Below are 25,256 nucleotides of genomic sequence, written 5' to 3'. Positions count from 1 at the left end.
ATTTATCTGAAAAGGTTCTTGATTCCATCCATATCGAACGACAAGGAGAAGCGCAATGTCTGGTCCAACGGGTTACTCTGTACCGTACTGATCAGATAAGCGGCATCCAACTGGAAAACACTCATGCGGAAACCGGCACCGACCGAGAAATACTGACGGTTTCCCTGATATTTATTCTCATAGTAATAACCGCCACGAACAAAGAACTGCTGATTGTAATTATACTCCAGACCGATAGAGGCCATAATCTCCTCTAACTCGCCCTTGAAGCCATTCGGCGAGTCACCGAATGATTTGAAGATACCCGTGATCGGGGACATATTGTTATATTCATCATGTTTTTCCTTATAAGCAGCCTCATCCTCGGGAGTCGTACCTTCTTGAATAGGTTCGGTAGGAACTAAATATTTACTCAAATCCACATAGATACCGATTTGGTTATAATCATCGATCGGATACAGCAAACCGGTTCCAACCTTTAACATCGTAGGCAAGAATTGGTTGGTATTTCCGCCGTCGTAAGAGACCTTCGTACCGATATTGGAGACATTAAAACCAAAGCTCCACAGGCACTCGCTATTCCCTAAGATCACGTATTTCTCCAGATAACCGGCGATATCAGCGGCAAAAGCGTTATCCGGAACCATATCCGCATCCGACGAGGCACCCATGTCCGAACGAATATAGCGCAAGGCGACTGCCATAGAAAACACATCCGATAATTTACGGCTATAACTTACATCAAAAGCCATCTCATAAGGATTCAATATGAGCTGATTACCCATTCCTCCATCCCGGCTTTCCTGTACTTCTCCTAAAGAGAAATAACGCAAAGAAGCTCCGATCGCCTGCATATCGCTATCGCCTAATTTATAATAACCGGCCAGATACGCTAAAGCCACATCATTCACCAATTTACGTAACCAAGGCGTATAGGATAAAGCGACTCCGGCCTTACTATAGCTAAAAGCATACTTAGCCGGGTTCCAGTATTGGGAATTCACATCCGGCGTAGTAGCCACACCGTTATCACCCATAGCACCTCCGCGAGCGTCGGGCGCGATAGACAAAGACGGTATCGCCGTATTAATCGGGGCGAATTTATGTTTAACATCGTCTGCGCCTCCTTGGGCATATAAAGCCGTAAATGCCGTCAAAAAGCTGAAAACCGCTAGTAACAGACTGAATCTTGAAACTCTTACCATATATTCTATTCTAAAAATACATTTACATTTATCATTCCTAGAGGGTAATAAACATACCCCCATGCTTATTATAAACTAATTACCCAATACTTTATTGTGCGAGGATGATTAATTTATTCGCTTTCGTCGCCTCTTTCGAGTTATTCGTGCTAATCGCCGCCCGATACAGATAAACTCCCGGGCGCAACCGCCTGCCACCGTTATCCGTCAAGTTCCAAGTTACGATATAAGCCTTAAACAACTCGGAGGAACCGCTCTTCTCGGTACTCCATAGGAACTTACCGGTCATATCATAAACCATAACCGTCACCTTTAAGTTCGACTCCGGACGATTGTGATGCAGAAAGAATTCCACTTGATCCCGTGCCGGATTCGGGGTGGCATACAGCTCGATCAGATTAGGTTTCAACCCTTCCGCCACCTCAAAAGTAAAGGTATAGGTCGTGGAGTTATTTAAGATATCCCACACCTTAAACTCGGCCGTATGCATTCCCGGCTCCAGCTCGGGGATGGAGAACTGGACAAGTCCTTCGTTCTCACTATCTGGTAGCAACGCATAATAACTATTTAAGTTATAGCTCATAGAGGGCATACTATCAATCGTCAACATCATATCATGCCCTACGCTACTGCCGGTTATATTCACGCCGCTCTTATCCCACAGTTTCGCTACAAAATAAGGAGTCGTGTTTACCTTATCGCCCGAAACAAAACTGGAATCATTCAAATAGATCTGCCGGATTTCGGGACCGATCGTATCAGTCTCCGCCGTATCCGAAGTCCCCCCCACGATAAAATCGAAGAAAGAACCCTGCGCCTCTTTTGTCTCGGAAGATGCATATAGGTTTAATTTACCTTTCTTATTGGAATAAGAGATATCCTTCGGGACCATAAAAGTAAAGCTGAACTTTCCATTTCGAACCGAGTCTCTACCTATATAAATCGTATTCGGATAATCGAGATAAGTGAATTTCTCAGAGCTATTCCCTAAAGTCGTAATGGAACTTTGGCTATCAAATATGGTCGAGCTTAATACGCCCGTGAAATCCGCGGCAAAAGAATCTGACGGATTCAAGATTTCACCCTCTACCGTAATCCGGGATAACGCCTTAAACTCAAAAGGCTCATCAGAAACAGCTTCTCCATTCACAGCCGTCACCCGAGCCTTATACTCTGGATACGCAAACTTTAACGCCGGGTCTCCGATTAAGATAAAGTTCAATTTATTTGAGTCATTGAGTTGACGTTTCGTATACATCATCGCCTCTCCAAGCGTATAACGGCTATTCGCGTCTTCTTGGAACAGGTTATCGATGAGCGCCTTATTTAAGTTCGCATTATTACCGGAGAACACGACACGGGTCGTCGTAAACAAAGCGATACCCCCACTGGTAGGATTCAAGAAAACAGATTCACCCGCAGAAGTTGTCACATCGTCAAAACGGGTAAAGTCGCAAGTAGCCGTCACCCACACCGGCAGATGCTTATAACTGGAATTATTGATATCGGTTTGTGTCCATACGCTTTCGTCCGCCCAATGGGTCGTACTGCCATGCCCCGTATAATTAATCAACAACTGACCACTTTTTAATAGTTTCTCAATCTCATTATGCACATCCGGATAAGTCCCGAGGCTGCTACGCTTATAAGCATCGAAATACACTTTATTAACTAGAAAACCGGGTTGCATCTCTTCAATGGCCTCAGCAAGCTGATCTGCCTGCTTCATATGATTCGTTGTGAAGCTATCCTCATTATTTCCATCATCCGCCACGAATGTCACGTTATTCTTCCAACTACCCGAATCCTTGTTCTCCATATAAGAAATCGTTTTATCCACCATCTGAGTCGCCTCCGTTACTGTACGGATTGGAAAGCGCCCGACACCCAGACACATCTTATCTCGGCTAAAATTACTGCCGGAATTATCCTCTAAAAACGCAAAATAATCATCTGTCGCATAAGAGTAGACATTCAATGACTCTTGAGACTGGAAAGTCAGGAGCATATTACTCCGCGAAACACCTTGAACCTCACCGCTTATCCCCCGATTATCATAGATCCCGTCTCCGAAAAGCAATAAATATTTTGGAGGATTACCCAAAGAAGAACTACGATCGTAAAACATCTTCATCAAACGACGATATGCCGTCGCATCTGGAGTTCCACTAGAGAACTCATTATAAATCGCCTCTGGAGTTACGACTTCAACAGTCAAGCCATCTTTCTCACGGTGCGCAACCGCCAAACGCTCCGCCTGCTGAACCAAAGACGGGGCCGATATAATAATCATATCCCTCTGTTCCAAACCATGCAGATTCGAGGAAGCGACTTCTCCCACGACTTCCGGAGAAGGAAATGTTTGATTGGTTTGAACCAACACAAACTCCCTCAATCTACCCGCTGGTATTGTAAATGAAAGTTCAGAACCATTCAGATCGGCTTCCACTCTCTTCACATTCAACGCATCGGTCACATCAAACACCAAGGTATTCGAATTCGCCTCGCTAATAACAAAGCGAGACGCATTTCCTACAGAAGTCAAGCTTCTGAAAAAAGTACAAGCCCCATAAGGGCGCAACGTACGGACAAATTGCATACGGATATAGTCCAAACGTACATTCGTATGTCCACTTGAACTATAGGAAACCACTACGTTATTTTCCTCACTTTTTGATCCCTTCCATAACGCGGTGGTTGTCCCGGGAATCGCCTTTGTATACGATCTGACATTCGAGCTTACTGTTTGGATAGAAGGTATGGTTATATCCAACAATTCGGAGTCATTGATACTTAAAGAAGCCGTACCGGAGCCAGAGTTAATTCTTGAGATAAAACGCATGGTCACCTTACCGTCCGCATCCGTAATCCCGGGAATAGAAGAAAAGGTAGAAATTGTACGAGGGCGTGCCCCACTAAAGTCCTCTCCAAAAAACTCCCGGCCGGATTGGTTTACGGAGACTAACTCTTGCTCATGCAATAGATAATCATCATAAGTCGTAATCCGAGTGGAAGCGCCACTCGCTTGAGCCACGGAAGTCATATCATTCGTGGGTGTGGCATCGGTCACAAAATAATAACCATACAAAGAATAAGGATTATTCGTATGCACGAATGTCTGGCTCGACGAGTCATACTCCCATTTAACCGGCCCTTTCCCGTAGAATAACAGGTAATCACTCCCACGCCAAACCGGTGTAGAAGGGACATCATCGATATATTCCTTACTGAAATCCTCATCCAAGGGCCATCCTCCATAGCCATGGACAGAGACTTTCGATGGGTCCGAGAAACCCATATTCTTCAAATCCGCATAGGATAATTTGTAGATTCCGGTCTTATCCACCCGGATCTTCACCCATTTCCCCTCCGATAACAGGGATTTAGAAGCATAACGGCTACCATCCGCCCATGTATATGAGCAAAGTAATAAACCTATAATGAATATATATATTAATCTTCTCATCTCACATAAAAATCCAGAAGCTTCCGCTCGCCAAGATATCCCTCCAGATGATCGTCGATCTTCACGGGACCTACGCCAGCAGGTGTTCCGGTATAAATCAAATCGCCTATTTTCAGCGTAAAGAAGCGACTTACGTACGCAATAATCTTATCTACCGAAAACAGCATATTCGAGGTATTGCCTTCCTGTACCTTCGAGCCATTAATATCCAGATGGAACGGAAGCCGGTTTACATCCCCCGCTTGCTCCAGCGGAATAAAGGTCCCGATCACAGCCGAATTATCAAACGCCTTACTAATCTCCCACGGTAATCCTTGCGCACGCAATTTATTCTGCAAATCCCGTGCCGTGAAATCAATACCGACCGTAACCTCATTGTAATAACGATGAGCGAAACGCTCGGCTATATTTTTCCCCAAACGGTCTATCCGTACCACGATCTCCGTCTCATAATGAACTTCCGATGAAAAATCCGGAATAAAAAACGGTTTCCCATCTTTCAACAAAGAGGAGTCCGACTTCATAAAAATAGTAGGCTCTGATAATTCTAACGAATGATGCAGCTCTTTATTGTGAGCGGCATAGTTCATTCCAACGGCGATAATCTTCATATTTTAGTGATTCATTGAGTTCAATCGATTAAACATAACAGCTAAATGCGCATACATAGAAGTATTCTGGACTACGATATGTTCCGGCACCCGTATACGGAAGGGGGTAAAATTCCAAAGAGCCTTGATTCCTCCCTCGATAATCCGGTCTGTCACCTCCTGCGCTTTCTCCACCGGCACGGTGATCACCCCGATCGTCGCGCCATATTCTTTCTGCTTGGCAGGAAAATCATCCATATGAAAAACGGGAATGCCATTAATCATGCTCCCGTCCAAATCCTCACGAACATCAAAGCCCGCCACGATCTCCAATCCATATTGACTCAGTCCGGTGTCATGCAACAAAGAAGCGCCCAGACTCCCTACCCCAAACAGAAATGCCTTATGCTGGGATGTAAAACCGAGGAAATCCTCCAGTACGTCAACCAATGCGTTAATATCGTATCCCACTCTCGTCTTCCCGGAGATATTCACAAAAGAGAGATCTTTAGCGACCTGACTAGGATCTACATTTATCTCCTTAGCGATCTGGGTGGATGAGATAAACGTTTCCCCTTTTCCTTTCATCAACTTTACAAACGCAAGATACCACGGCAACCTCCTTAACGTAGGTTCCGGCACTTTCCATGCCTGTTTTATATCATCGCTGGCCATTGTCTAATTTTCCTATTCATGTATAACATTCGTGCAAGCTTGCAAAAGTACAAAATTAAAAAGATTCACCAAAAAAGCCCCGATCGAGAAACTGTATTTAACTACCACCTTAACAGTGGTCTCACATTCAACAATCACGGCTTCGATACCGGCAAGTATGACGATCCTAGCGTTGTCGGTAATAAAAACTGTCTCTACGATCCTTTTTCCCGTATAAACCTGGGAGGCATTCGAATCTTTTGTATTTTTACGCAAAAGTTTCGAGATATCCAAAACCATAGCACAGATTTAGGTATCATCCACTTTTAACTAAAGTGTTCACACAAAAACTTCAATTATGACAAAGAAAGAAGCTATCAAGATTTTCGAAGAGAAAAAAGTACGTACAGTCTGGGACGATGAAACAGAGGAATGGTTTTTCTCTATAGTAGACGTTGTAAGTATCCTCACCGAAAGTGTGGATGGAAGGAAATATTGGAATAAACTCAAACAAAGGCTAAAAGCTGAAGGTAGTGAGTTGGTGACAAATTGTCACCAACTGAAATTACCTTCTACCGACGGGAAATACTACAAAACCGACGTAGCTACGACAGAACAGCTGTTCCGGCTTATCCAATCCATCCCGTCTCCTAAAGCAGAACCTTTCAAGTTATGGATGGCCCAAGTGGCAAAAGAGCGATTGGATGAAATGCAAGACCCCGAGTTAACGATAGATCGAGCCATGAGGGAATATAAAGCGTTGGGGTACTCGGATAATTGGATTAATCAACGCCTTAAAAGCATCGAGATACGCAAGGACCTAACCGATGAATGGAAACGGCACGGACTACAAGAGGGTATTCAGTTCGCTACCCTTACAGATATCATCTATCAAACGTGGGCCGGTAAAACTTCCAAAGAATATAAACAATTCAAAGGTCTGAAAAAAGAGAGCTTACGAGACAATATGACCAATACGGAACTTGCTCTTAATATGCTTGCCGAAGCAGCTACCACTGAATTGTCCAAAGAAAAGAATCCGCAACATCTCGAAGAACACGAAGTTATCGCCAAACAAGGAGGAAAAGCAGCAGAGGCCGCCCGCAAACAACTTGAAAGCGATTTAGGCCACTCGGTAATCTCTCCCCTCAACGCTAGAACCGGATTGAGACTTAAAGATAAAAACGACAAAGAATAGGCAAAAAGCCCCGATCGAGAAACCGACCGGGGCTTATTCTTTTTCCGCTTTCTTGCCTCACGGAAATACTGACGGAGAGCTTTAATTTTTTACTTTAGTATTAATATCCCCGCATGTTCAACCTCTCGGTTTACTTGAAGACGAATCTCCGCACGGGAATTTTAGAATTATATATCTTTATTATTTAACTACCACCTTAACAGCTTCCTCACCATCAACAGCTACGGCTACGATACCAGCAGGTACGGCGATTGTAGCGTTATCAGATGTAAGAATAGTCTCAGCAACTACCTTACCTAAGATATTGGTGATTACTACAGACTTACCAGCTGCGCCTTGGATAGTCACGGCACCGTTAGTAGCTACTACAGATACGCCTTCTACGGATACCTCATCATTAGAAGTTACCATATCATCCTTTTCTGTCGGGCGAACAGCATTGAAGATCAAAGCACCGTCAGAACCAGTCTTAGCCGCATCAAATTTAGAATCACCACGAGTCAATACCAAGCAACCATTCTGCATCTTCAACCATGCGGCATATTCAGGAGCGATTGAGCCAGACTGAGCCTCTTGGAAGCCCTTTGTTGCTTTTCCGTCAGTAGAAACACCTGCTACTGTTGCATTTGTAGACTTATAGCCTGTTTTCTCATAGATGTTAGATTCGAACAAGAACTCATTGTTCACACCTTCACCTTCGCCTCCTTCAATATAAGCCTTGGCAGCCTCTAACGGATTTACATAACGGAATGACCAAGTTACGTTCTTGTGATTATCACCAGTTAAGTCAACAATGAAGCGCTCGCACTTCGTTGCCTTATAGTTAGCGAAGATCTCAGCGGTATCAATCTTAGCTGGTTCAACTTTCTCGAAACCATTCGTTAATACGACTAAAGAATCGCCAACCTTAATAGCTCTCACGAATCCTACGCGAGTGTAACCACCCTTGATATCCATGTATGGAGCTTCCATGTCATTAACCATAGCGGAGTCACCGAAACTTACCAAATACTTACCATACGTGAAGCCTAAGGTCTTGTGAGTAGCATGAACACATTCGTATGGATCCGTTGTCGGAGTTCCGTCCGGCTTGATGTGAGGACCAGCCTCAGTACAAGGATGAGTCACGATGTTCAAATCTTGATCTTGACGATCAACAGAGATCAAGTATTGTGGTTTGATATAACCTTTACCACGATTTACCCAAGCCGTATCAATATTGAACACCAACTTACCTTTTGCTTTATCCCGGTTCCAGATACCTGCGTAATCAACGGTTTCTGAAGTCAAGCTAGGATTCCACTCATCCATCAAGTATTCTTGACGGATCTTCTCAACGAAAATCAAGCTATCAGCAGCATCGTCGGCCTTCTCACCTATGACGGCATTGTTGAAACGGCGATACAACGGGGTCTTATCTGCTTCTACCGTGAAGGCAGATGTACGAGTCTCGTTCAAGATCTGAACTTTCAATACGGCGCTCTTACCGTCATCAGCAGTACCAACCTTATGAGTTGCCTTGTCAAACTCAGCACTTACGCTTTGGATGATAGCACCAGCCCACTTATAATTAGAAACTGAAACGTCTTGGCCTTGCGCATCTACATATTTCACAACTTCGCCTTTGTCATTCTTTACCTCGTAGGCATAGATAACTTTTCCATCAGAAGCTACCCATTTCGGAGCAGACTCTACAATCGCATAGAAATGTTTAGCATTATAATGATTATTTTCCTTGAAGAAGAATGTATCAACAACATAAGGAGTTACCTTATAATTATTAACACCCATAGAGTACTTCTCACCGTAAGCCTCAACCAAAGACTTCGCACCGTCTACAGTCTTGACTACATAGTTCGTTCTCTCCAAACGTGCGATGCCTAAACGAGCCAATGCTTTACCTTCCGGAGTATCCTTATCTTTACCGTAACCATAACCGTATCCGGCAGTAGAACCTTCTTCCAACATGTAGCGGCTTGCCGTTTCTTTCACATAGTTTACAGAATCCTTATCTGCTCCGTTGGCCATCCAATAGCTATCCGTAAACGGATTCAAATAGTTAAATACATACTTATTAACCAATAAAGAATCTGTCGGGATATAACGATAGCCTAATTTCTTATCACCTAAGATATTCTTATCCGTGATACGAGTGAAAGTAGCTTTATTCAAGACTTTATCAATAGTAGTACCCACTGCCGTACCTATGATATCACCATCCTCATTTAAAGTTAATTGAACAGAATTCGCATACAATTCGGGGAACTCACGGTTAACGAACTTTACAGGAGAAGTAGCCTTTGCCTTATCTGCCGTATAAACCTTTGTTACAACCCATTGATAAGCTGGCATGTGCATCGGATCTTGCTCATCCAAAGTAATCCATTGAGCCTCGTTCGCAGCATTGTTATCATTTAAGTGGATAGGAGCGGCCAAAACTTGTCCCTTATCATTCTTGATAATATACAAACCCTCGTCCAAGGATGTCTTGTTATTAGATGCGACACAACCATTAATACCGAAACTAATCTGTGTATTGATAGCCTTGGTACCGATCGTGACAATACGATCGGCTACCGTATAGTTTTGTAACTTAACGAATAATTGATCCGCATCGGAGTTTGCGTCTGCCGCCTGTTTGCCATCGCAATAAATATCATGGTAGTTTGAACCATATTTCACTTTGGTGGCATCTTTCCAATACCCTCTTTCAGCGGTAGGTTTCTGCGTATCCCTAACACGAGCTTCTTTTACTTGAATAAACAAGCTATCAGCAGAAGGACGATAAGTGAATAGGAACTTATGTTGCTGTGAAATATCATCCGCATCACCCGTTACCGTAAGCGCATCTGCATATTTCTCAACATTCGTATCAGACCATCCGAATTTCAAGAACTCGATACCCACACCGTTAGCGGCTGTATCGACCTTCAAGTAAGTCTTCTTATCTTTCTCGTCTTTCTTAACGACATAAACGAAATTCTTTCCATCAGCGGTTACACCATCGGCCACCTTTGCTTCAATTTGAGAAGCAGAGAATGGGTTGACATCCGCATTAGCATCCAAATGGAAATTCAATACGTCTTTGTTGTTTTTCAAATAAGCGTTGATCTCATTAGCGCTCAATACATAAGTACCGGCGTTCCAAACAGTAAATTTCAATGCACCTTGAGCGTCACCTGTTTTGTCCTCGGCATCAGAAGCCATTACTTTTTTAGCTTTAACCTCATCGCCTTCACCAAACAAAATATAAGCATAATCGGAATCGATGTAAGTAAACAACTCCTTATCGGGTCTTAAACCACCCTTAGTTGGATCTTTCTCGTAACTACTCTTTGTCCAAGTTGAAGAAAAAGCCCAACCACCGAAAGAAGAACCTACATTGCTTGTCTCTGTATCAAATGCCAAAATAGCGCCAGTCTTCTTATTGATGAAATCGAAGATAGGGTTCTTTCCTTGGCTCTCTGTCTCAGTGATAGAGATACACCATAAAGAAGATTCAACATCCGTAAGATCAGAAGGAGCAACCAATTTGTACTTATCATTTTCCACGATAAGGACTTTGTCGTTTGCTTTCAATTGGAACATTCCTTTAGGAGTGGCAGACTCAAAATAGGGTACTGCCGCCGCCCCCACTCCTGAAATAGAAGTAAGAGCATCAATATGCTGAGCCTGTGCAGGAGTTTGAGCATTCAATGTGAATGCGGAAACCAGCAGACCAGCACACAAAAGTGTAGAAAACTTTTTGTTCATAATACTGAAATTAATATTAATACTAGTGTTTATTAAGATAATCAAATACTTAGTCCTATTAAACCGACCCCTAAACCATACAAAACGACTAGTCTAAACGATCGATTAAATCTTGCGTTTTTTTGATGCCTAAACGCACAGTTCGTTGAAGGAATCGCTTGTTTCGTAAAGGATAACCTATCCTATTGATAAGAAAGAGAATAAGCGGTAAAAAAATAGCCCGGAAGGGTTGTAAGTATCGAAGAAACGCGTACCTTTGCAAATGACTAAAAGAATCGATCGTTTAGACTAGTCGTTTTCATACTCCAAATATCATTTCAATCTATTATTCATCAACTTTTATAGTATAGCATTAATTTAATGTACAGGCGTACATTAATATTATATTAAACAAGTCATCCGGAATTTACGGATTGTCATTGTGACACTTTGAAAATTAAAGCCCTTGAGAATCGAATTTTCCGGGAGATTATACATACAGTTCCGTAAAACGAGAAAAAATATTCGCAAGTAGTTATTCCATAACAAGATAACGGAATATGCCCTTTCTTTCTAGCGAAAATTATTCATCCTAATTCATATTCTTAAGGCTAAAACCTGTAATTCACCCGTATGTGAAGGCTATTTCTATCGTATGCGATGGGGATTACTACCGTATGTATCACCTAACGCATACGGTTGCGTCGGCTAACGCATATATTCGCGTGGGCAAACACCACCTTTCTCACCGGAAAAGCGACCTTTTACCTATAAATAAGAGACAAAAAGGCCCTTTTCACCTATTACTTCTCTCTGGTTAGACTTCTCCAAAGAAGAGGTATGTCACACAAACAACCTTGTTTCGCACAAACTGTCATGATTATCGCCGCTTCGCTTACCATCCATCCGCAAGGGCTACAATAGAATAATCGACATAGAAAAGCCCCGCAGGATAACTGAAGCGCACCCCAAAAGTCGCTGAGAAGACCTTGTTGGTTCCGGTATAAAAAGGCTTTCCAAGTGATTAGTTATTCACTTCCCAAGCCGTCAGTTAGCGGCTAGGTATAGCCGCCAGTTATTCACTCGACAAGCCGTCAGTTATTCACTTCAGCAGCCAATGAGAGGGCCCGTTTCTTGGTTATCAGGGCCTGTAAAGCACATGTTTCCCGTATTTTCAAAAAACACTCAAATCTCACAAAAGTGAAACTTTTGGCACACCAGCCCTGCCTCCTTTTAAAAAAAAGCGTATCTTTACCGCAAAGGATGAGATAGGATCATCCGTTTAATCATTTAATCATTTAATCATTTAAACCTATAAGCACTATGGGAAAATTTATCAATCCCTTCACCGATTTCGGCTTTCACCGGATATTCGGGCAGGAGGTACACAAGGAGTTACTAATCGATTTCCTGAACCAGTTGTTCTTCGGAGAGCACTACATTGAGGATATCACGTTCCTTAACCCGATTCAGACCCCCGAGACGCTGGATGACAGGGGAATCGTTTTTGACGTGCATTGCAAGGACAGCAACGGAAACCTATTCGTCGTTGAGATGCAAACCGGGGCACAACCCTATTTCCACGACAGGGGACTGTACTATCTGGCGAGGGCCATCAGTAACCAAGGACAAAAAGGGAAGGACTGGAAATTCGTGTTACAACCCGTATACGGGGTATTCCTACTTAATTACAAGATGGACGTGAACTCAAAGTTCCGGACCGATGTTATATTGGCGGACCGGGAAACCGGAAGGATGTTTAGCGACAGGATACGGCAAGTCTATCTCGAGCTGCCTTACTTCCAAAAAGAACCGGACGAGTGCGAGAATGATTTTGAACGTTGGATTTATTTATTGAAGCATATGGACACTTTAGAGAGAATGCCGTTCAAGGCGAAAAAGGCGGTCTTCGATAAGTTGCTGGAAGTAGCCGACGTGGCAAACCTCAGCAAGGAAGAACGCATACAATACGACGAGGCTCTGAAACGATACAGGGATTATAAGAATACGATCGATTACGCAGAGGAGAAAGGGATATTGAAAGGGAAAGAATCTACGGCCCGCAACATGAAAGCGGATGGATTATCCCACTCAATTATCCAAAAATACACTGGGCTCTCCCTTGAGGATATAGACAAACTATAAAAATAAACCCTCCAGCCCTATTCTCGCTAACCGAATGGTTAGAAGAACAAAGGCTGGAGGGCTTGTTTAATATCTATAAGGAAAGAGATCCTTAGATTCTCTCCAAAGTAGCTATAATAAACTCCCAGATCTTCTGTACGGAATGAATATTCACTCGTTCGTCCGGTGAGTGCGGATATTCCAAATCCGGTCCGATAGAAACCATATCCATATTCGGATAAGCACCTTGGATGATACCGCATTCCAATCCGGCATGCATCACCTTCACCTCAGGTTCCTTACCAAATAAATCCAGATAGGTAGATTTCATCAAGTTCAAGATCGGGGAATTGATATTAGGCTGCCAGCCATTATAATGACCGGACTCCTCCACCTTAGCCCCTGCCAAAGCGAATACACTTTCCAGACTTGAGCAAACAGAATCCCTGCGAGACTCGGATGAGCTACGCACCAAGATCTTCACCTCGATCAACTCATCAGATGTCTTCACGATCGCCAAGTTAGAGGAAGACTCAACCGTACCCGGGAAATCATGCAACATGCTAATCACACCATTCTGGCAACCTTCGATCGCATTGATCAAATCATCCTGTATCTCCTCCGGAATCAACGTAGACGGCAATTCAACCATCTCCGCGACGAAATCGATCTTATCCTCCACACCCATATACTCCGTACGGAACATATCTTGGTAATCAGCCACTAGCTCCCAAAGAGACTCCACGTTATCACCCGGAATCGTTATCACGGCAAAAGCCTCACGAGGGATTGCGTTAGGCAAGGAACCACCCGCCACAGAAGACAAACGAGCGCCATAATCGCATACCGCCTCTTTCAAGAAACGGAAGATCAACTTGTTCGCGTTCGCACGCCCTAAATGAATATCCACACCGGAATGGCCACCTTTCAAGCCAGCCAAGCTAACCTTGACAGCCACGTCACCTTCCGGAATATAAGTATCCTCCTTAAATTGGAAAGAGACATTCACGTTAGCGCCACCCGCGCAACCTACGAACAACTCCCCTTCCTTCTCGGAATCACAATTCAATAAAATATCACCCTTTAAGAAATGCGGCTTCAAGCCGAAAGCGCCGTCCATTCCCTGTTCCTCATCAATCGTAAACAGGGCCTCGATAGGTCCGTGACGCAAGCTATTGTCCGCCAACACGGCCATCGCCAGAGCGGCGCCCATGCCATTGTCCGCCCCCAAAGTCGTCTCACGGGCCGTCACCCAATCACCGTCTATGTAAGCGTCAATCGGATCTTTCTCGAAATCATGCTTTACGGAAGAGTTTTTTTGGGGAACCATATCCAGATGAGACTGCAATGTCACGGTCTTACGACCTTCCATTCCGGGCGTAGCCGGCTTACGGATCAATACGTTACCCACCTCATCTTGCAGGGTTTCCAGTCCCAATCCTTTACCAAAGGATATCATAAAACGGGTTACTGCCTCCATATGTCCGGTCGGACGGGGGATTTGCGTAAGGTCATAAAAATAACCCCATACATGCTTCGGAGATAGATCTTTGATTTCTGCTGACATAGATGTTAATAATTTAGTTCAGTTCATATTTAATACATATCTTGTATTCATCACGAAACAACGACCGGAGCCTCTTTGTTCTCCCGGTTGGTGAGCGGCAAAGCCACCACGCCGAATAATCCGCACAATCCCGTCCATACCGTCTGTACCGTATGAACGACCAAGGCGAACGCCGCCGCGTCATTCTCGTTCACGCCAAAACAAACCAAGGTAGCGATCACCATGAAATGCCACGGTCCGATACCGCCTTGAACAGGCACCGCCACGCCGATACTACTCATCGTAAACGTGATCAGCCCGACCACGATACCCAAGTCCTTGGTAAAGTCGAAAGCATAGAACGTAATATAAAAGTAACAGAAATAACCTCCCCAAATCAATAACGTCTCTATCACGAAACGCATCTTATGCTCCATGTACCAGATACTCTTCATACCGGTCCATACATTCTTCAACATACCTTTGGCTTTCTGTACCAGCGTAAAGTTACTCATATAAGTGAATACAAACCAAATTACAGCGACAAAAATTATCACCGCCACGTAAATCCATATCGAATTAAACATGGATTGGAACCCTTCGAGCAAAGCCGGGTTCTTAGCGAAGAAACTCGTAAAGAAGCTTATATTAAATATGAATATCATCAAGGTTATCAAACCGACCATGATCGTATCGCTCACACGGTCGATCAATAAGGTACCTAAAAGCTTGGTAAACGAGATCTTATCGTATTTCGTGATCATACCGCAACGCCATACCTCGCCGACACGGGGCAACACCAGATTCACGGCGTAATTACCCAACACGGCGTAAATCACGTTACTCATCTTGAAGCGCTCGCCCAAGGAACTGATCAGCAATCCCCACCGTAAACCACGGACGATATTGGCGAACAAGCCGAACAGTAAAGAAACCAGAATAATATCATAACGAACCCCCTCCTTGACTACTCGCCAAATCTCAGTGATATCCATTTTCCGATACAAAAACCAAAGGAGTAAACAGCCGAAGGCTAAAGGTAGAATTATCTTCAGAAACGTACGTAGAATGCTCTTAAAATCCATTAGGTATAGGGAACTTTAAATTATTTATTGTACTTTTGTGCATCCGCAAAGATAAGCATAATATTTAAAAACAAACACATTACACCGAAAAGTGGATGAGATTAGTTAAGCCAAAAAAAGCATTAGGGCAACATTTCCTAAAGGATCTGCAAATAGCACAGCGCATTGCGGACACACTCGATACTTTCAATTCCTTGCCGGTCTTGGAAATCGGACCGGGAATGGGAGTCCTTACCCAGTTCTTGCTGGAGGCGGGACATGATTTGACCGTTGTCGAGTTGGACATGGAATCCGTAGATTACCTGAACCAGAATTTCCCCGATCTGAAAGGGCGTATCATCGCCGAGGATTTCCTGAAATTGGATCTCTCGAAGCTATTTCCGGGGCAGTTTTGTGTGATCGGTAATTACCCCTATAATATCTCCAGCCAGATATTCTTCAAGGTCCTCGATTATAAGGACCAGATTCCCTGCTGCTCGGGGATGTTACAAAAAGAGGTAGCGGAACGCCTAGCGGCGGGTCCCGGTAGCAAGACGTACGGGATATTGAGCGTACTGTTGCAAGCTTGGTACGACGTGGAATACCTCTTTACCGTCAGTGAGAAAGTATTCGATCCGCCTCCAAAAGTGAAAAGCGCCGTATTGAAAATTACCCGTAACGACCGCAAGGAGCTGGGATGCGACGAGAAGTTATTCAAGACTGTAGTAAAGACCTCATTCAACCAACGAAGGAAAACGCTTCGTAATTCCATGAAACCCCTATTGGGTAAAGATTGCCCGGATTACGCCTTGCCGATATTCGACAAGCGCCCGGAACAGTTATCCGTGGAGCAATTCGTGGAACTGACCTTGATCAGCCAAAAGCATTTGGAGAAGTAGGCTGGTGATGTCCTATAATAATATAAGAGTCCAATGATCGAACTGACGAAAGATTACATCGAGAACCTGAAAAGCATCATCGAGGCCAAAGATGACGCGAAGGCACAGGAGGTACTTCATGAACTATATCCTGCCGATATAGCCGAGCTTTATCAAGAACTGAACTTGCAAGAGGCCATTTATCTCTATCTATTGATGGATGGCGACAAAGCGGCGGATGTCTTGATGGAGCTGGATGAGGAAGACCGTCATAAATTATTGAAGGAACTTCCCAATGAGCTTATCGCCAAGCGTTTCGTCGATAACATGGAAACGGATGATGCCGTTGACTTGATGCGTGAGTTGGACGAGGATACCCAAGAGGAGATCCTTTCGCATATCGAGGACGTAGAGCAGGCCGGTGATATCGTGGACTTGTTGAAATACGACGAGGACACCGCCGGCGGTTTGATGGGTACCGAGATGATCGTGGTGAACGAGAATTGGAGTATGCCCAAATGTATCGACGAGATGCGCAAGCAAGCGGAGGAGATGAGCGAGATCTATTATGTATATGTAGTGGATGACGACGAGCGCTTGAAAGGTGTGCTCCCCTTGCAGAAACTGATCACCCACCCATCTGTCTCCAAGATCAAGCATGTCATGAAAAAAGACCCGATCTCCGTTCGCGACAGCGACAGTATCGAGGAGGTTACGGAGACGATCGAGAAATACGACTTGGTAGCCTTGCCCGTAGTCGATAGTATCGGACGTCTGGTAGGACGTATCACGATCGATGACGTTATGGATGAGGTACGCGAGCAACACGAGCGTGATTACCAGTTGGCATCCGGTATCTCGCAAGACGTGGAAACCTCGGATAATGTATTCACCCAAACCGCCGCCCGCCTACCTTGGCTGCTGATCGGCATGATCGGAGGATTGGGAAACTCCGTTATCCTCGGTGGTTTCGAGAGCAGTTTCGCCACTAACCCGAAGATGGCGCTATTTATCCCGCTGATCGGTGGTACCGGTGGAAACGTAGGCATACAATCTTCCGCTATCGTGGTACAAGGCTTGGCAAACAATACCTTGAAGGAAGGGAATATCGTACCGCAAATCCTAAAAGAGTCCGTAGTTTCGTTAATCAATGCCAGCATTATCAGTCTGGTCGTGTTCATTTACAATTTCTTCATGCTGGGAGACCGGGGGATTACGGCCTCCGTATCTTTAAGCCTATTCGCCGTCGTAATGTTCGCCAGTATATTCGGCACGTTAGTTCCCATGACCTTAGATAAGATGAAGATAGATCCGGCCTTGGCGACCGGACCGTTTATCACCATTACCAACGATATTATCGGTATGATGATTTATATGTTCATTACTTCCGCGTTAGCTTGATGCCACGGGTGGGCGAACCCCGCCCCTATTATGTTAAAATAATATGTTATAGAACATATCTACGAAATAGCTGTTATCTTTGTAGCGGTTATCAAAAAAGGTAGAAAAACTATGCTAACAGAAGCATTTTACATTCTCTTCTTCTATTTCACGGGAGAGTTTATCAGCTACTTTATCGACGGTTTCATACCGGGTAGCGTAATTGGGATGGTGCTATTGTTCTTAGCCCTCGCGTTCAAGAAAGTAAAACCTGAAAAGGTGAAACGTCTTTCCACGGTTCTTACCCAAAACATGGGATTATTCTTCGTTCCTGCCGGTGTAGGGCTTATGAATTCCTTCGGGATCATCTCCGAGTATTGGGCAGTCCTGCTGATCGCTTCCGTAGTAAGTACAATTTTAGTCATCGCCAGCGTAGCGTTGGTGCAACAAAAACTGGAAAAGGGAAAATAGACCATGGATAATCTGGCGCATTCCGAGATTTTCGCTCTTACCTTGGTAATTGGTACCTACCTGACTTCCTTGGCTCTTTACAAGAAAGTCCATATCAGTCTTTTGCATCCTTTGCTTACGACCATCTTCGTGATTATCGTGGTACTGGAAGTCCTAGGCATTCAATATGAGTCGTTCCAGCAAAGCAGTCATTTGATCCATTTTATGCTGGGGCCTTCCGTAGTAGCCCTTGGCTATGTGTTATATGAGCAAATCCAATATCTAAAGGGAAATGTCGTTTCGATCTTGACTTCCGTATTTGTCGGGGCCATTGTCGGAATCGTAAGCGTAATCATCATCGGTAAATTGATGGGAGCCGACCAAGCGTTGATCGCCACGCTCCAACCGAAATCCGTCACCACCCCGATCGCTATGGGGATAGCGGAGAAAGCGGGCGGCATACCTTCACTTACCGCCGTCATCGTCGTAGCGGTAGGAATCTTTGGCAGTATAGTGGGCCCTATCGTGATGAGGGTACTGGGAATAGATAGCCATATCGCTAAAGGACTGGCGTTAGGGGCTTCCTCCCATGGAGTAGGAACAGCAGCGGCCATTCAAATCGGGGCCATCGAAGGAGCATTAAGCGGACTGGCGATTGGCTTGATGGGTATCATGACAGCGGTCTTGGTTCCGGTTATTCGGTTGATTTGCAACTATTTTTCCATATAAATACGCAAAACTTTTTGCTACTTTAGCAGGAATGTACTACTTTTGTACCCAAAAATCGTTAAGGATTACTCTATAACATATATAAATAAAGAAAATAAATATGATCAATTCACAAGACATTAAGAAAGGAACTTGTATCCGTTTGGACGGAAAACTCTATTTCTGCGTCGATTTCCTTCACGTAAAACCGGGTAAAGGTAATACCATCATGCGTACCACATTGAAAGATGTTGTAAAAGGCGGTCAGATCGAGCGTCGTTTCAATATCGGTGAGAAGTTGGAAGATGTACGCGTAGAACGTCGCCCGTATCAGTTCACTTATACGGAAGGCGAGCATTATCATTTCATGAACCAAGAGACATTCGATGACGTGATCATCGACAAAAACTTGATCAACGGCGTTGATTTCATGAAAGAGGGAGAAATTGTAGACGTTGTTTCTGATGCATCTACCGATACGGTTCTTTTCGCCGACATGCCTACAAAAGTTCAATTAAAAGTTACTTATACAGAACCGGGTATTAAAGGTGACACTGCTACTAACACCTTGAAACCGGCAACCGTAGAGACTGGTGCGGAAGTTCGCGTTCCGTTGTTCATCAACGAGGGCGAAGTTATCGAGATCAATACGACTGATGGTTCTTACGTAGGCCGTATCCGCGAGTAATCCGGGTCTTGTCAAAATATACGGTTCCCGCTTGATAAGCAGGCGGGAACTATTTTTTTAACCAAATCATAAACCTTTCCCGACTATGAAAGAAAAGACAGGAAAACTTTCCATCAAGGAATGGGCCGAAGAAGACAGGCCCCGTGAGAAAATGCTTCAAAAAGGCGCTTCCGTATTAAGCGATGCCGAATTGATCGCCATACTGATCGGATCCGGCAACAATGAGGAGACGGCCGTACAACTCTCTCAACGGATACTTCACTCCGTAAACAACAATCTGAATACATTGGGTAAACGTTCCATCAAAGAATTAACTTCCGGCTTTAAAGGTATCGGAGAGGCGAAGGCGGTCACGATCTGCGCCGCTATGGAACTAGGGAAACGGCGGGAAACCTCAGAGGCGTCTCCTCAAGATGCTATCCGAAGCAGCAAAGACTCCTATCTCCTATTCCGTACCCAACTATGCGATTTACCTTATGAGGAACTCTGGATCGCTCTAACCAATCCATTAAATAAGGTGATACAAAAGGTAAAAATCAGTCAGGGCGGAGTAAACCAGACTTCCGTGGATATCCGTTTGGTATTAAAAGCGGCGATCAACGCCTTGGCCTCCGGTATAATCCTATGCCATAATCATCCATCCGGTAGCCTCCGCCCCAGTACGCACGACGATGCCTTGACCGAGCGTATCCAAAAAGCGGCGAAGCTGATGGATATTAGGATACTGGACCATATCATCCTGTCCGATAGCGGTTATTATAGCTATGCGGATGAAGGAAGGCTGGTCCGGTGAAACAAATTCTCTTTTCCCCCGGTTTAGTATATAGAAGTATTAATGTATATTCGCGTATAAAACAAAAGAAGATGAACAACGAATTTCTCCAAACAGAAGAAGCGATCGTCGCTATGCTGAAGACGGTATACGACCCGGAAATACCCGTAAACGTATACGATCTTGGGCTTATATATAAGGTAGATATCGATGAGGAAAAAAATGTACGCATCGATATGACCCTCACCGCCCCGAACTGTCCGGCGGCCGATTTCATATTGGAAGATGTCCGTATGAAGGTAGAAGCGGTCGATGGGGTGAACAATGTAGAGGTAAACCTCGTCTTCGAGCCGGAATGGGACAAGGACATGATGACGGAGGAGGCTAAACTGGAATTAGGTTTTCTATGAAAATATATTTCGCCTCAGACGCACATCTGGGAGCCCGTTTCCACAAGGACCCTTTAGCCATCGAGAAGAAACTGGTACGTTGGCTGGATAGCATCAAGGAAGACGCTTCCGCCATTTGGTTTCTGGGGGATATGTTCGATTATTGGTACGAATACAAATACGTCGTACCGAAAGGTCACGTACGTTTTCTGGGGAAATTGGCCGAGTTAGCGGACAGAGGCATAGAAATACATATCTTTATCGGTAACCATGACATCTGGATGTTCGACTACTTGCCGAAAGAGATAGGCGCCATCATCCATCGGGATACCTTGACAGTCGATTTATTAGGGAAACGTTTCTTCCTCGGGCATGGCGATGAGGTAGATTTCCGGAGTAAGGCATTCCGTCTGATCAGGGCTATTTTCCGGAACAAGTTCTGCCAATGGTTATATGCGGGAATACACCCCCGCTGGACGTTCGGGTTCGCTTTAGGTTGGTCGCTCAACAGCCGGAAGAGCGGACTGGAAAAGCAAGAGGCTAAAAAGTATCAAGGGGAAGACGCTGAATATATGGTTGTTTTCGCCAAGGAATATCTAAAGACGCATCCCGATATAAACTTCTTCATTTTCGGCCATCGCCACATCATGTTGGACTTGATGTTAAGCCGTACCTCCCGTATTCTCATAGCCGGGGATTGGATGCAATTCTTCTCTTATATCGTATGGGATGGCGAGAATCTGTATATGGATCAGTTTCTGGAAGAGACGGACGGACAATCTTATCCCAACACATAAGACAGCGTTGTCTTAACACCTTAGACAGTACTGTCGAAGCACCTTAGACAGCGTTGTATGATGTGCTCATACAACGCTGTCCGGATTCTCCGCTTACTTTACCGGGATATAACCAACCTTCTTCACCGTCGCTTGTCCTTCGGCAGACATCACATAATCGATGAACGGTCGCACCTTTGAGGCATTCTTCGTCTCATAGTAGTAGAACAACGGACGGACAACCGGATAGGTCTTATTCCTTGCGTTCTCCAACGAAGGCTCCACGTAGGATTTTCCGGCATCATACGATACATGGATCGGCTTCACTTCTTTATTCAAATAAGCAAGACCTACATAGCCAATGGCTCCTTTCGTCTGGCTTACGCTTTGGATAATGGCACCTGTAGCCGGCATGCTCAAGATACCGTTCATATAGTTCTTATTTTTCAACACGCTCTCCTTGAAGAACTCGTAGGTTCCGGAAGAAGTCTCGCGGGAATAGGCCACGATCTTCATATCCGCACCACCCACTTCTTTCCAATTCTTGATCTTGCCGGTAAAAATGCCTTCCAATTGCTCCCGGGTCAGATTGGATACCTTGTTGGAAGGATGCACGACAACAGCCAGAGCGTCGTAGGCGATCACCTCCTCTTTCGTTTTCTTTCCGGCTTCTTGCAACTTCATGCGCTCGTCGAATTTCATCTTACGGGAAGCCATCGCTATATCCGTAGTGCCTTCCATCAAAGCGGAGATACCCACGCCGGAGCCACCACCCGTCACCGTGATCTTAGCGGCTTTGTCCTTATTCATGAAATTCTCGGCTTCAGTCTGGGTAAGAGGCAAACAAGTATCGCTACCCTTTATCTTCTGGGCAAACACATTCGTAGCAAACAAACACGCTGCCATGGCAGCTAATAAAATCGTCTTCTTCATTACTTTGTATTTATCTTTTATTTACGATACAAAATAAATACTTCGGTATTTCAATGGGATGAAACAGATATTACAATCCTATGAATTAAAACTTATATTGAAGACGGACTGTCAATACATTATCCTTCCGGTCGTTCTCGTAGCCCTTCACGAGGTTACTTTTCTCATTGAAGTTAAACTCGTAGTAAGCTTGTAGACGGATATGTTTATTGAAATTATAGATACCGCCGATACCTATCGTGCTTTGAGCCAAGTCGGTTTTTGAGGTGAAGCTATTTTCCGCCCCTACCTCATTTCCACTCACCTTCGTATTCGGATCGTAAACGTCATATTTCAATACGGCGGAGAAAGGAGAGGCGCCTATATCCTGTACCAAATAAAAGAAGTAACCAAGGAAAGGGCGCTTAAACAAAGAATTTTCCGGCAAATTCTCCGGTCGGGTACTGTAGTTCGGGCTTTTACTGCTCCCGGCGATACCGGGTTGAGTACCGATCAAACCTTCCGCACGGAGAGTGGTCTTTCCTAAAGATGAAAGAAAACTAAACTGTCCATCCAAACCTAAATACTGGCGCTTCATATAAGTACCCGTCTCTCCCATATCCCTCTTAACGAAATGATTGCCACGCATCTCATACGCCTCGGTAGTCGGGTTGTAGACAAAACCATGGTAATAGGAGAAACCGGCTCCCCATTTTCCCCAGTCGCCTATCGCCTTCTCGGCACCCAGACGCCCGATGAAATCTTTCCGGCTATCCGTCTCCCGGTTGATACTGTTTCCGGCAAACAGACCGGCATCCAATCGCAAGAAACTCAATGGGCTGGTAGTCTTGGTACGTAAGGTAAGCATCGCTCCCAAGTCACGCTCATCCGGGAAGAAATACTGGATAATAGTCGCTCTCTCCGGAGATTCGAGAGAACTCGTGGAATAACAGACCTCATAACCGAAAGGACGGTTGAACACACCAGCCATCAACTGGCTACGCTTCGTCCAAGGGTCCTTGATACCGATATACAGATCACGGAAACTTACTCCCTTATCATTCACCTCGATCTGGACAGCACCTGTTCCGATCCCATCATTGTACTCGAACTTCATACGGCCCCGGCGGATACCGATCCGGTTAAACCCTTTATCCAAGTTCTCGTTCTTATCGCCCACCTTCAAGGTAGCGTCCTCCTGTCCATATTGGTATTGTCCTTGGATATAAGCGGAAACCTTGAATTTGCTTAGCTTCTGGACTACCTTATCCAAGGTAGTCACTTCCGTAGCCAAGGAATCGATACGTTTTTCCACCGACTGATCCACCTCCTGCGCTCCCATACTGAATGGAAGCAGCACTAACATGAGCGCTATAACTTTTCCTAATTTCATTCCTAACTATAAAAACTATATTTGCGTCGCAAAGTTACAACGCTCCTGTTTCACACCCGTTTCACATACATTACAATCCTGTTACAGACGTCTTGCCTAATTATTCAGGGACGAATTTACATAAAATAATCGGTTCGTTCCATACATTGCACATGACTAGAATATTTGCGCGATAATTCTGGTCCATTTCGCACATTTATTGGGATATTGTGCTACCTTTGCCTCGATTATTGAAACACTATATTTATTTTTTTAATGAAGACATTAACAATCGGAGACCTAAAGGCTCGTATTCCAATCATCCAAGGTGGAATGGGCGTAGGCATCTCTCTTTCCGGCTTAGCCTCGGCCGTCGCAAATGAAGGTGGGATCGGCGTTATCTCCGCAGCCGGTCTCGGACTTTTATATAAGAAATTGTCACCCAGCAATTATACGGAAGCTGGGAATCTCGGGTTAGCGGAAGAGATCCGCAAGGCCCGGGAAAAAGCGAAAGGTATCATCGGCGTAAACGTAATGGTAGCTCTTTCCGACTTCGCTGAACTGGTGAAGACCAGTATAGCGGAAAAGGTAGACATCATTTTCAGCGGTGCTGGACTGCCTTTGGACTTGCCTTCTTTCCTCAAGAAAGATAGCGTCACCAAGCTGGTTCCCATCGTTTCCAGCGCACGTGCCGTACGTATCATCTGCGAGAAATGGAAGAATAACTATGATTATCTTCCGGATGCGGTGGTACTAGAAGGCCCGAAAGCGGGTGGACATCTGGGATATAAGGAAAACCAGTTGGAAGACCAGCATTTCTCATTGGAAGAATTATTACCTCAAGTCGTAGAGGAAGTCTCTCATTTCGAGCAGAAATACGACAAAAAGATCCCGGTAATCGCGGCAGGAGGCATTTATACGGGTGAAGATATCAAACGCATGATAGACCTTGGAGCATCAGGCGTTCAGTTAGGAACCCGGTTCGTTACCACCACGGAATGCGATGCCTCGGAAGCCTTCAAACAGACCTATATACAGGCCGAGGAGAAGGACATAGAGATCATCAAAAGTCCCGTCGGCATGCCCGGACGAGCCATCCATTGCAGTTTCCTTGAGAAAGTAAAGGCGGGAATCAAGCAACCGAAAGCTTGTCCCTTCAACTGTATCAAGACGTGCGATATATCACGCAGCCCGTATTGTATCGTCACCGCCTTATACAACGCCTTCAAAGGGAATTTCGAGAATGGATACGCTTTCGCCGGCAGTAACGCTTGGCGAGCGAATAAGATCACTTCGGTACGAGAAACCATTACCGAGTTGATGAATGAATGGAAAGCGAAATTATAAGCACA

At 44.7% G+C, this 25,256-nt stretch carries 20 protein-coding genes; 11 read left to right on the top strand and 9 right to left on the bottom strand.

Annotated elements, in window-relative coordinates; all coding sequences use genetic code 11:
• Positions 1 to 2 precede the first annotated feature (2 nt).
• From porV to DWY79_RS04840, 4 genes are all read right to left on the bottom strand, one after another.
• Positions 3 to 1,205: a type IX secretion system outer membrane channel protein PorV gene (porV, locus tag DWY79_RS04855; protein ID WP_005861221.1), complete on the bottom strand. Its 1,203-nt coding sequence runs from the start codon at positions 1,203 to 1,205 to the stop codon at positions 3 to 5.
• A gap of 91 nt (positions 1,206 to 1,296) precedes the next feature.
• A complete protein-coding gene (porU, locus tag DWY79_RS04850) occupies positions 1,297 to 4,671 on the bottom strand; it encodes a type IX secretion system sortase PorU (RefSeq protein ID WP_122368942.1) in 3,375 nt (1,124 codons plus the stop codon).
• Positions 4,668 to 5,282, bottom strand: coding sequence for a fumarylacetoacetate hydrolase family protein (locus DWY79_RS04845; protein ID WP_005861219.1), 615 nt, complete (start codon positions 5,280 to 5,282; stop codon positions 4,668 to 4,670). Before DWY79_RS04845 ends, porU begins: the two co-directional genes overlap by 4 nt.
• A gap of 3 nt (positions 5,283 to 5,285) precedes the next feature.
• The gene (locus DWY79_RS04840; protein WP_005866780.1) at positions 5,286 to 5,936 is read right to left on the bottom strand and encodes a redox-sensing transcriptional repressor Rex; all 651 of its coding nucleotides are present in this window, start codon (positions 5,934 to 5,936) and stop codon (positions 5,286 to 5,288) included.
• Between the two features lie 337 nt (positions 5,937 to 6,273).
• Here DWY79_RS04840 and DWY79_RS04830 point away from each other — a divergent pair, with 337 nt between their 5' ends.
• Positions 6,274 to 7,113: a Bro-N domain-containing protein gene (locus DWY79_RS04830; RefSeq protein WP_057326026.1), complete on the top strand. Its 840-nt coding sequence runs from the start codon at positions 6,274 to 6,276 to the stop codon at positions 7,111 to 7,113.
• A 180-nt stretch (positions 7,114 to 7,293) separates the two neighbouring features.
• Here the strand turns inward: DWY79_RS04830 and DWY79_RS04825 are convergent, their stop codons facing one another.
• Positions 7,294 to 10,866, bottom strand: a complete 3,573-nt coding sequence (locus DWY79_RS04825; RefSeq protein WP_122368941.1) for a DUF6383 domain-containing protein — start codon at positions 10,864 to 10,866, stop codon at positions 7,294 to 7,296.
• A 1,302-nt stretch (positions 10,867 to 12,168) separates the two neighbouring features.
• Here DWY79_RS04825 and DWY79_RS04815 point away from each other — a divergent pair.
• Entirely contained in the window at positions 12,169 to 12,990 is an 822-nt protein-coding gene (locus DWY79_RS04815) for an Rpn family recombination-promoting nuclease/putative transposase (protein ID WP_122368940.1), read from the top strand.
• Between the two features lie 91 nt (positions 12,991 to 13,081).
• Here the strand turns inward: DWY79_RS04815 and DWY79_RS04810 are convergent, their stop codons facing one another.
• Both DWY79_RS04810 and DWY79_RS04805 read right to left on the bottom strand, forming a co-directional pair.
• A complete protein-coding gene (locus DWY79_RS04810) occupies positions 13,082 to 14,536 on the bottom strand; it encodes an aminoacyl-histidine dipeptidase (protein WP_122368939.1) in 1,455 nt (484 codons plus the stop codon).
• 50 nt (positions 14,537 to 14,586) lie between these two features.
• Positions 14,587 to 15,600: a lysylphosphatidylglycerol synthase transmembrane domain-containing protein gene (locus tag DWY79_RS04805; RefSeq protein ID WP_057326028.1), complete on the bottom strand. Its 1,014-nt coding sequence runs from the start codon at positions 15,598 to 15,600 to the stop codon at positions 14,587 to 14,589.
• Positions 15,601 to 15,695: 95 nt separating this feature from the next.
• On the opposite strand from DWY79_RS04805, the gene rsmA reads away from it, so the two are divergent.
• The 8 genes from rsmA to DWY79_RS04765 all read left to right on the top strand — a co-directional run bounded on the left by rsmA (position 15,696) and on the right by DWY79_RS04765 (position 21,641).
• Entirely contained in the window at positions 15,696 to 16,478 is a 783-nt protein-coding gene (gene rsmA, locus DWY79_RS04800) for a 16S rRNA (adenine(1518)-N(6)/adenine(1519)-N(6))-dimethyltransferase RsmA (protein ID WP_122368938.1), read from the top strand.
• Between the two features lie 33 nt (positions 16,479 to 16,511).
• Complete coding sequence (gene mgtE, locus DWY79_RS04795; RefSeq protein WP_005861206.1) at positions 16,512 to 17,858, top strand: magnesium transporter; 1,347 nt, start codon at positions 16,512 to 16,514, stop codon at positions 17,856 to 17,858.
• 111 nt (positions 17,859 to 17,969) lie between these two features.
• A complete protein-coding gene (locus tag DWY79_RS04790) occupies positions 17,970 to 18,308 on the top strand; it encodes a CidA/LrgA family protein (RefSeq protein ID WP_005861203.1) in 339 nt (112 codons plus the stop codon).
• 3 nt (positions 18,309 to 18,311) lie between these two features.
• On the top strand, positions 18,312 to 19,016 hold the full coding sequence (locus DWY79_RS04785) for an LrgB family protein (RefSeq protein ID WP_005861201.1): 705 nt from the start codon (positions 18,312 to 18,314) through the stop codon (positions 19,014 to 19,016).
• Positions 19,017 to 19,116: 100 nt separating this feature from the next.
• Positions 19,117 to 19,683 (top strand): elongation factor P, encoded by a 567-nt coding sequence (gene efp, locus DWY79_RS04780; protein ID WP_005861200.1) that lies wholly within the window; start codon positions 19,117 to 19,119, stop codon positions 19,681 to 19,683.
• Between the two features lie 85 nt (positions 19,684 to 19,768).
• Entirely contained in the window at positions 19,769 to 20,476 is a 708-nt protein-coding gene (gene radC / locus DWY79_RS04775) for a DNA repair protein RadC (RefSeq protein ID WP_005866762.1), read from the top strand.
• Between the two features lie 71 nt (positions 20,477 to 20,547).
• Entirely contained in the window at positions 20,548 to 20,865 is a 318-nt protein-coding gene (locus tag DWY79_RS04770; RefSeq protein WP_005861198.1) for a metal-sulfur cluster assembly factor, read from the top strand.
• Positions 20,862 to 21,641 (top strand): UDP-2,3-diacylglucosamine diphosphatase, encoded by a 780-nt coding sequence (locus DWY79_RS04765; RefSeq protein WP_036615259.1) that lies wholly within the window; start codon positions 20,862 to 20,864, stop codon positions 21,639 to 21,641. Before DWY79_RS04770 ends, DWY79_RS04765 begins: the two co-directional genes overlap by 4 nt.
• A gap of 93 nt (positions 21,642 to 21,734) precedes the next feature.
• Here the strand turns inward: DWY79_RS04765 and DWY79_RS04760 are convergent, their stop codons facing one another.
• Both DWY79_RS04760 and DWY79_RS04755 read right to left on the bottom strand, forming a co-directional pair.
• Positions 21,735 to 22,553, bottom strand: coding sequence for a PstS family phosphate ABC transporter substrate-binding protein (locus DWY79_RS04760; RefSeq protein ID WP_122368937.1), 819 nt, complete (start codon positions 22,551 to 22,553; stop codon positions 21,735 to 21,737).
• 85 nt (positions 22,554 to 22,638) lie between these two features.
• On the bottom strand, positions 22,639 to 23,925 hold the full coding sequence (locus DWY79_RS04755; protein WP_008773889.1) for a hypothetical protein: 1,287 nt from the start codon (positions 23,923 to 23,925) through the stop codon (positions 22,639 to 22,641).
• Positions 23,926 to 24,180: 255 nt separating this feature from the next.
• On the opposite strand from DWY79_RS04755, the gene DWY79_RS04750 reads away from it, so the two are divergent.
• Positions 24,181 to 25,251 carry a nitronate monooxygenase family protein gene (locus DWY79_RS04750; RefSeq protein WP_005861189.1) on the top strand — a complete coding sequence of 357 codons (1,071 nt, stop codon included), beginning with the start codon at positions 24,181 to 24,183 and terminating at the stop codon, positions 25,249 to 25,251.
• Positions 25,252 to 25,256 lie beyond the last annotated feature (5 nt).

It is taken from the genome of Parabacteroides sp. AF27-14, assembly GCF_003635425.1.
Lineage (GTDB): Bacteria > Bacteroidota > Bacteroidia > Bacteroidales > Tannerellaceae > Parabacteroides > Parabacteroides distasonis.
The sequence above is the reverse complement of the archived record's forward strand: the minus strand, read 5'-3'. Positions and strand labels throughout refer to the sequence as shown.

Excerpts from the sequence above, each read along its gene's own strand:
- DWY79_RS04810 (WP_122368939.1), bottom strand. The coding sequence starts at position 14,536 with ATGTCAGCAGAAATCAAAGATCTATCTCCGAAGCATGTATGGGGTTAT.
- DWY79_RS04815 (WP_122368940.1), top strand. The coding sequence starts at position 12,169 with ATGGGAAAATTTATCAATCCCTTCACCGATTTCGGCTTTCACCGGATA.
- radC (WP_005866762.1), top strand. The coding sequence starts at position 19,769 with ATGAAAGAAAAGACAGGAAAACTTTCCATCAAGGAATGGGCCGAAGAA.
- DWY79_RS04765 (WP_036615259.1), top strand. The coding sequence starts at position 20,862 with ATGAAAATATATTTCGCCTCAGACGCACATCTGGGAGCCCGTTTCCAC.
- porV (WP_005861221.1), bottom strand. The coding sequence starts at position 1,205 with ATGGTAAGAGTTTCAAGATTCAGTCTGTTACTAGCGGTTTTCAGCTTT.
- DWY79_RS04805 (WP_057326028.1), bottom strand. The coding sequence starts at position 15,600 with ATGGATTTTAAGAGCATTCTACGTACGTTTCTGAAGATAATTCTACCT.
- DWY79_RS04760 (WP_122368937.1), bottom strand. The coding sequence starts at position 22,553 with ATGAAGAAGACGATTTTATTAGCTGCCATGGCAGCGTGTTTGTTTGCT.
- DWY79_RS04830 (WP_057326026.1), top strand. The coding sequence starts at position 6,274 with ATGACAAAGAAAGAAGCTATCAAGATTTTCGAAGAGAAAAAAGTACGT.
- mgtE (WP_005861206.1), top strand. The coding sequence starts at position 16,512 with ATGATCGAACTGACGAAAGATTACATCGAGAACCTGAAAAGCATCATC.
- DWY79_RS04790 (WP_005861203.1), top strand. The coding sequence starts at position 17,970 with ATGCTAACAGAAGCATTTTACATTCTCTTCTTCTATTTCACGGGAGAG.
- DWY79_RS04770 (WP_005861198.1), top strand. The coding sequence starts at position 20,548 with ATGAACAACGAATTTCTCCAAACAGAAGAAGCGATCGTCGCTATGCTG.
- rsmA (WP_122368938.1), top strand. The coding sequence starts at position 15,696 with ATGAGATTAGTTAAGCCAAAAAAAGCATTAGGGCAACATTTCCTAAAG.
- porU (WP_122368942.1), bottom strand. The coding sequence starts at position 4,671 with ATGAGAAGATTAATATATATATTCATTATAGGTTTATTACTTTGCTCA.
- DWY79_RS04825 (WP_122368941.1), bottom strand. The coding sequence starts at position 10,866 with ATGAACAAAAAGTTTTCTACACTTTTGTGTGCTGGTCTGCTGGTTTCC.
- DWY79_RS04755 (WP_008773889.1), bottom strand. The coding sequence starts at position 23,925 with ATGAAATTAGGAAAAGTTATAGCGCTCATGTTAGTGCTGCTTCCATTC.
- DWY79_RS04840 (WP_005866780.1), bottom strand. The coding sequence starts at position 5,936 with ATGGCCAGCGATGATATAAAACAGGCATGGAAAGTGCCGGAACCTACG.
- efp (WP_005861200.1), top strand. The coding sequence starts at position 19,117 with ATGATCAATTCACAAGACATTAAGAAAGGAACTTGTATCCGTTTGGAC.
- DWY79_RS04750 (WP_005861189.1), top strand. The coding sequence starts at position 24,181 with ATGAAGACATTAACAATCGGAGACCTAAAGGCTCGTATTCCAATCATC.
- DWY79_RS04785 (WP_005861201.1), top strand. The coding sequence starts at position 18,312 with ATGGATAATCTGGCGCATTCCGAGATTTTCGCTCTTACCTTGGTAATT.
- DWY79_RS04845 (WP_005861219.1), bottom strand. The coding sequence starts at position 5,282 with ATGAAGATTATCGCCGTTGGAATGAACTATGCCGCTCACAATAAAGAG.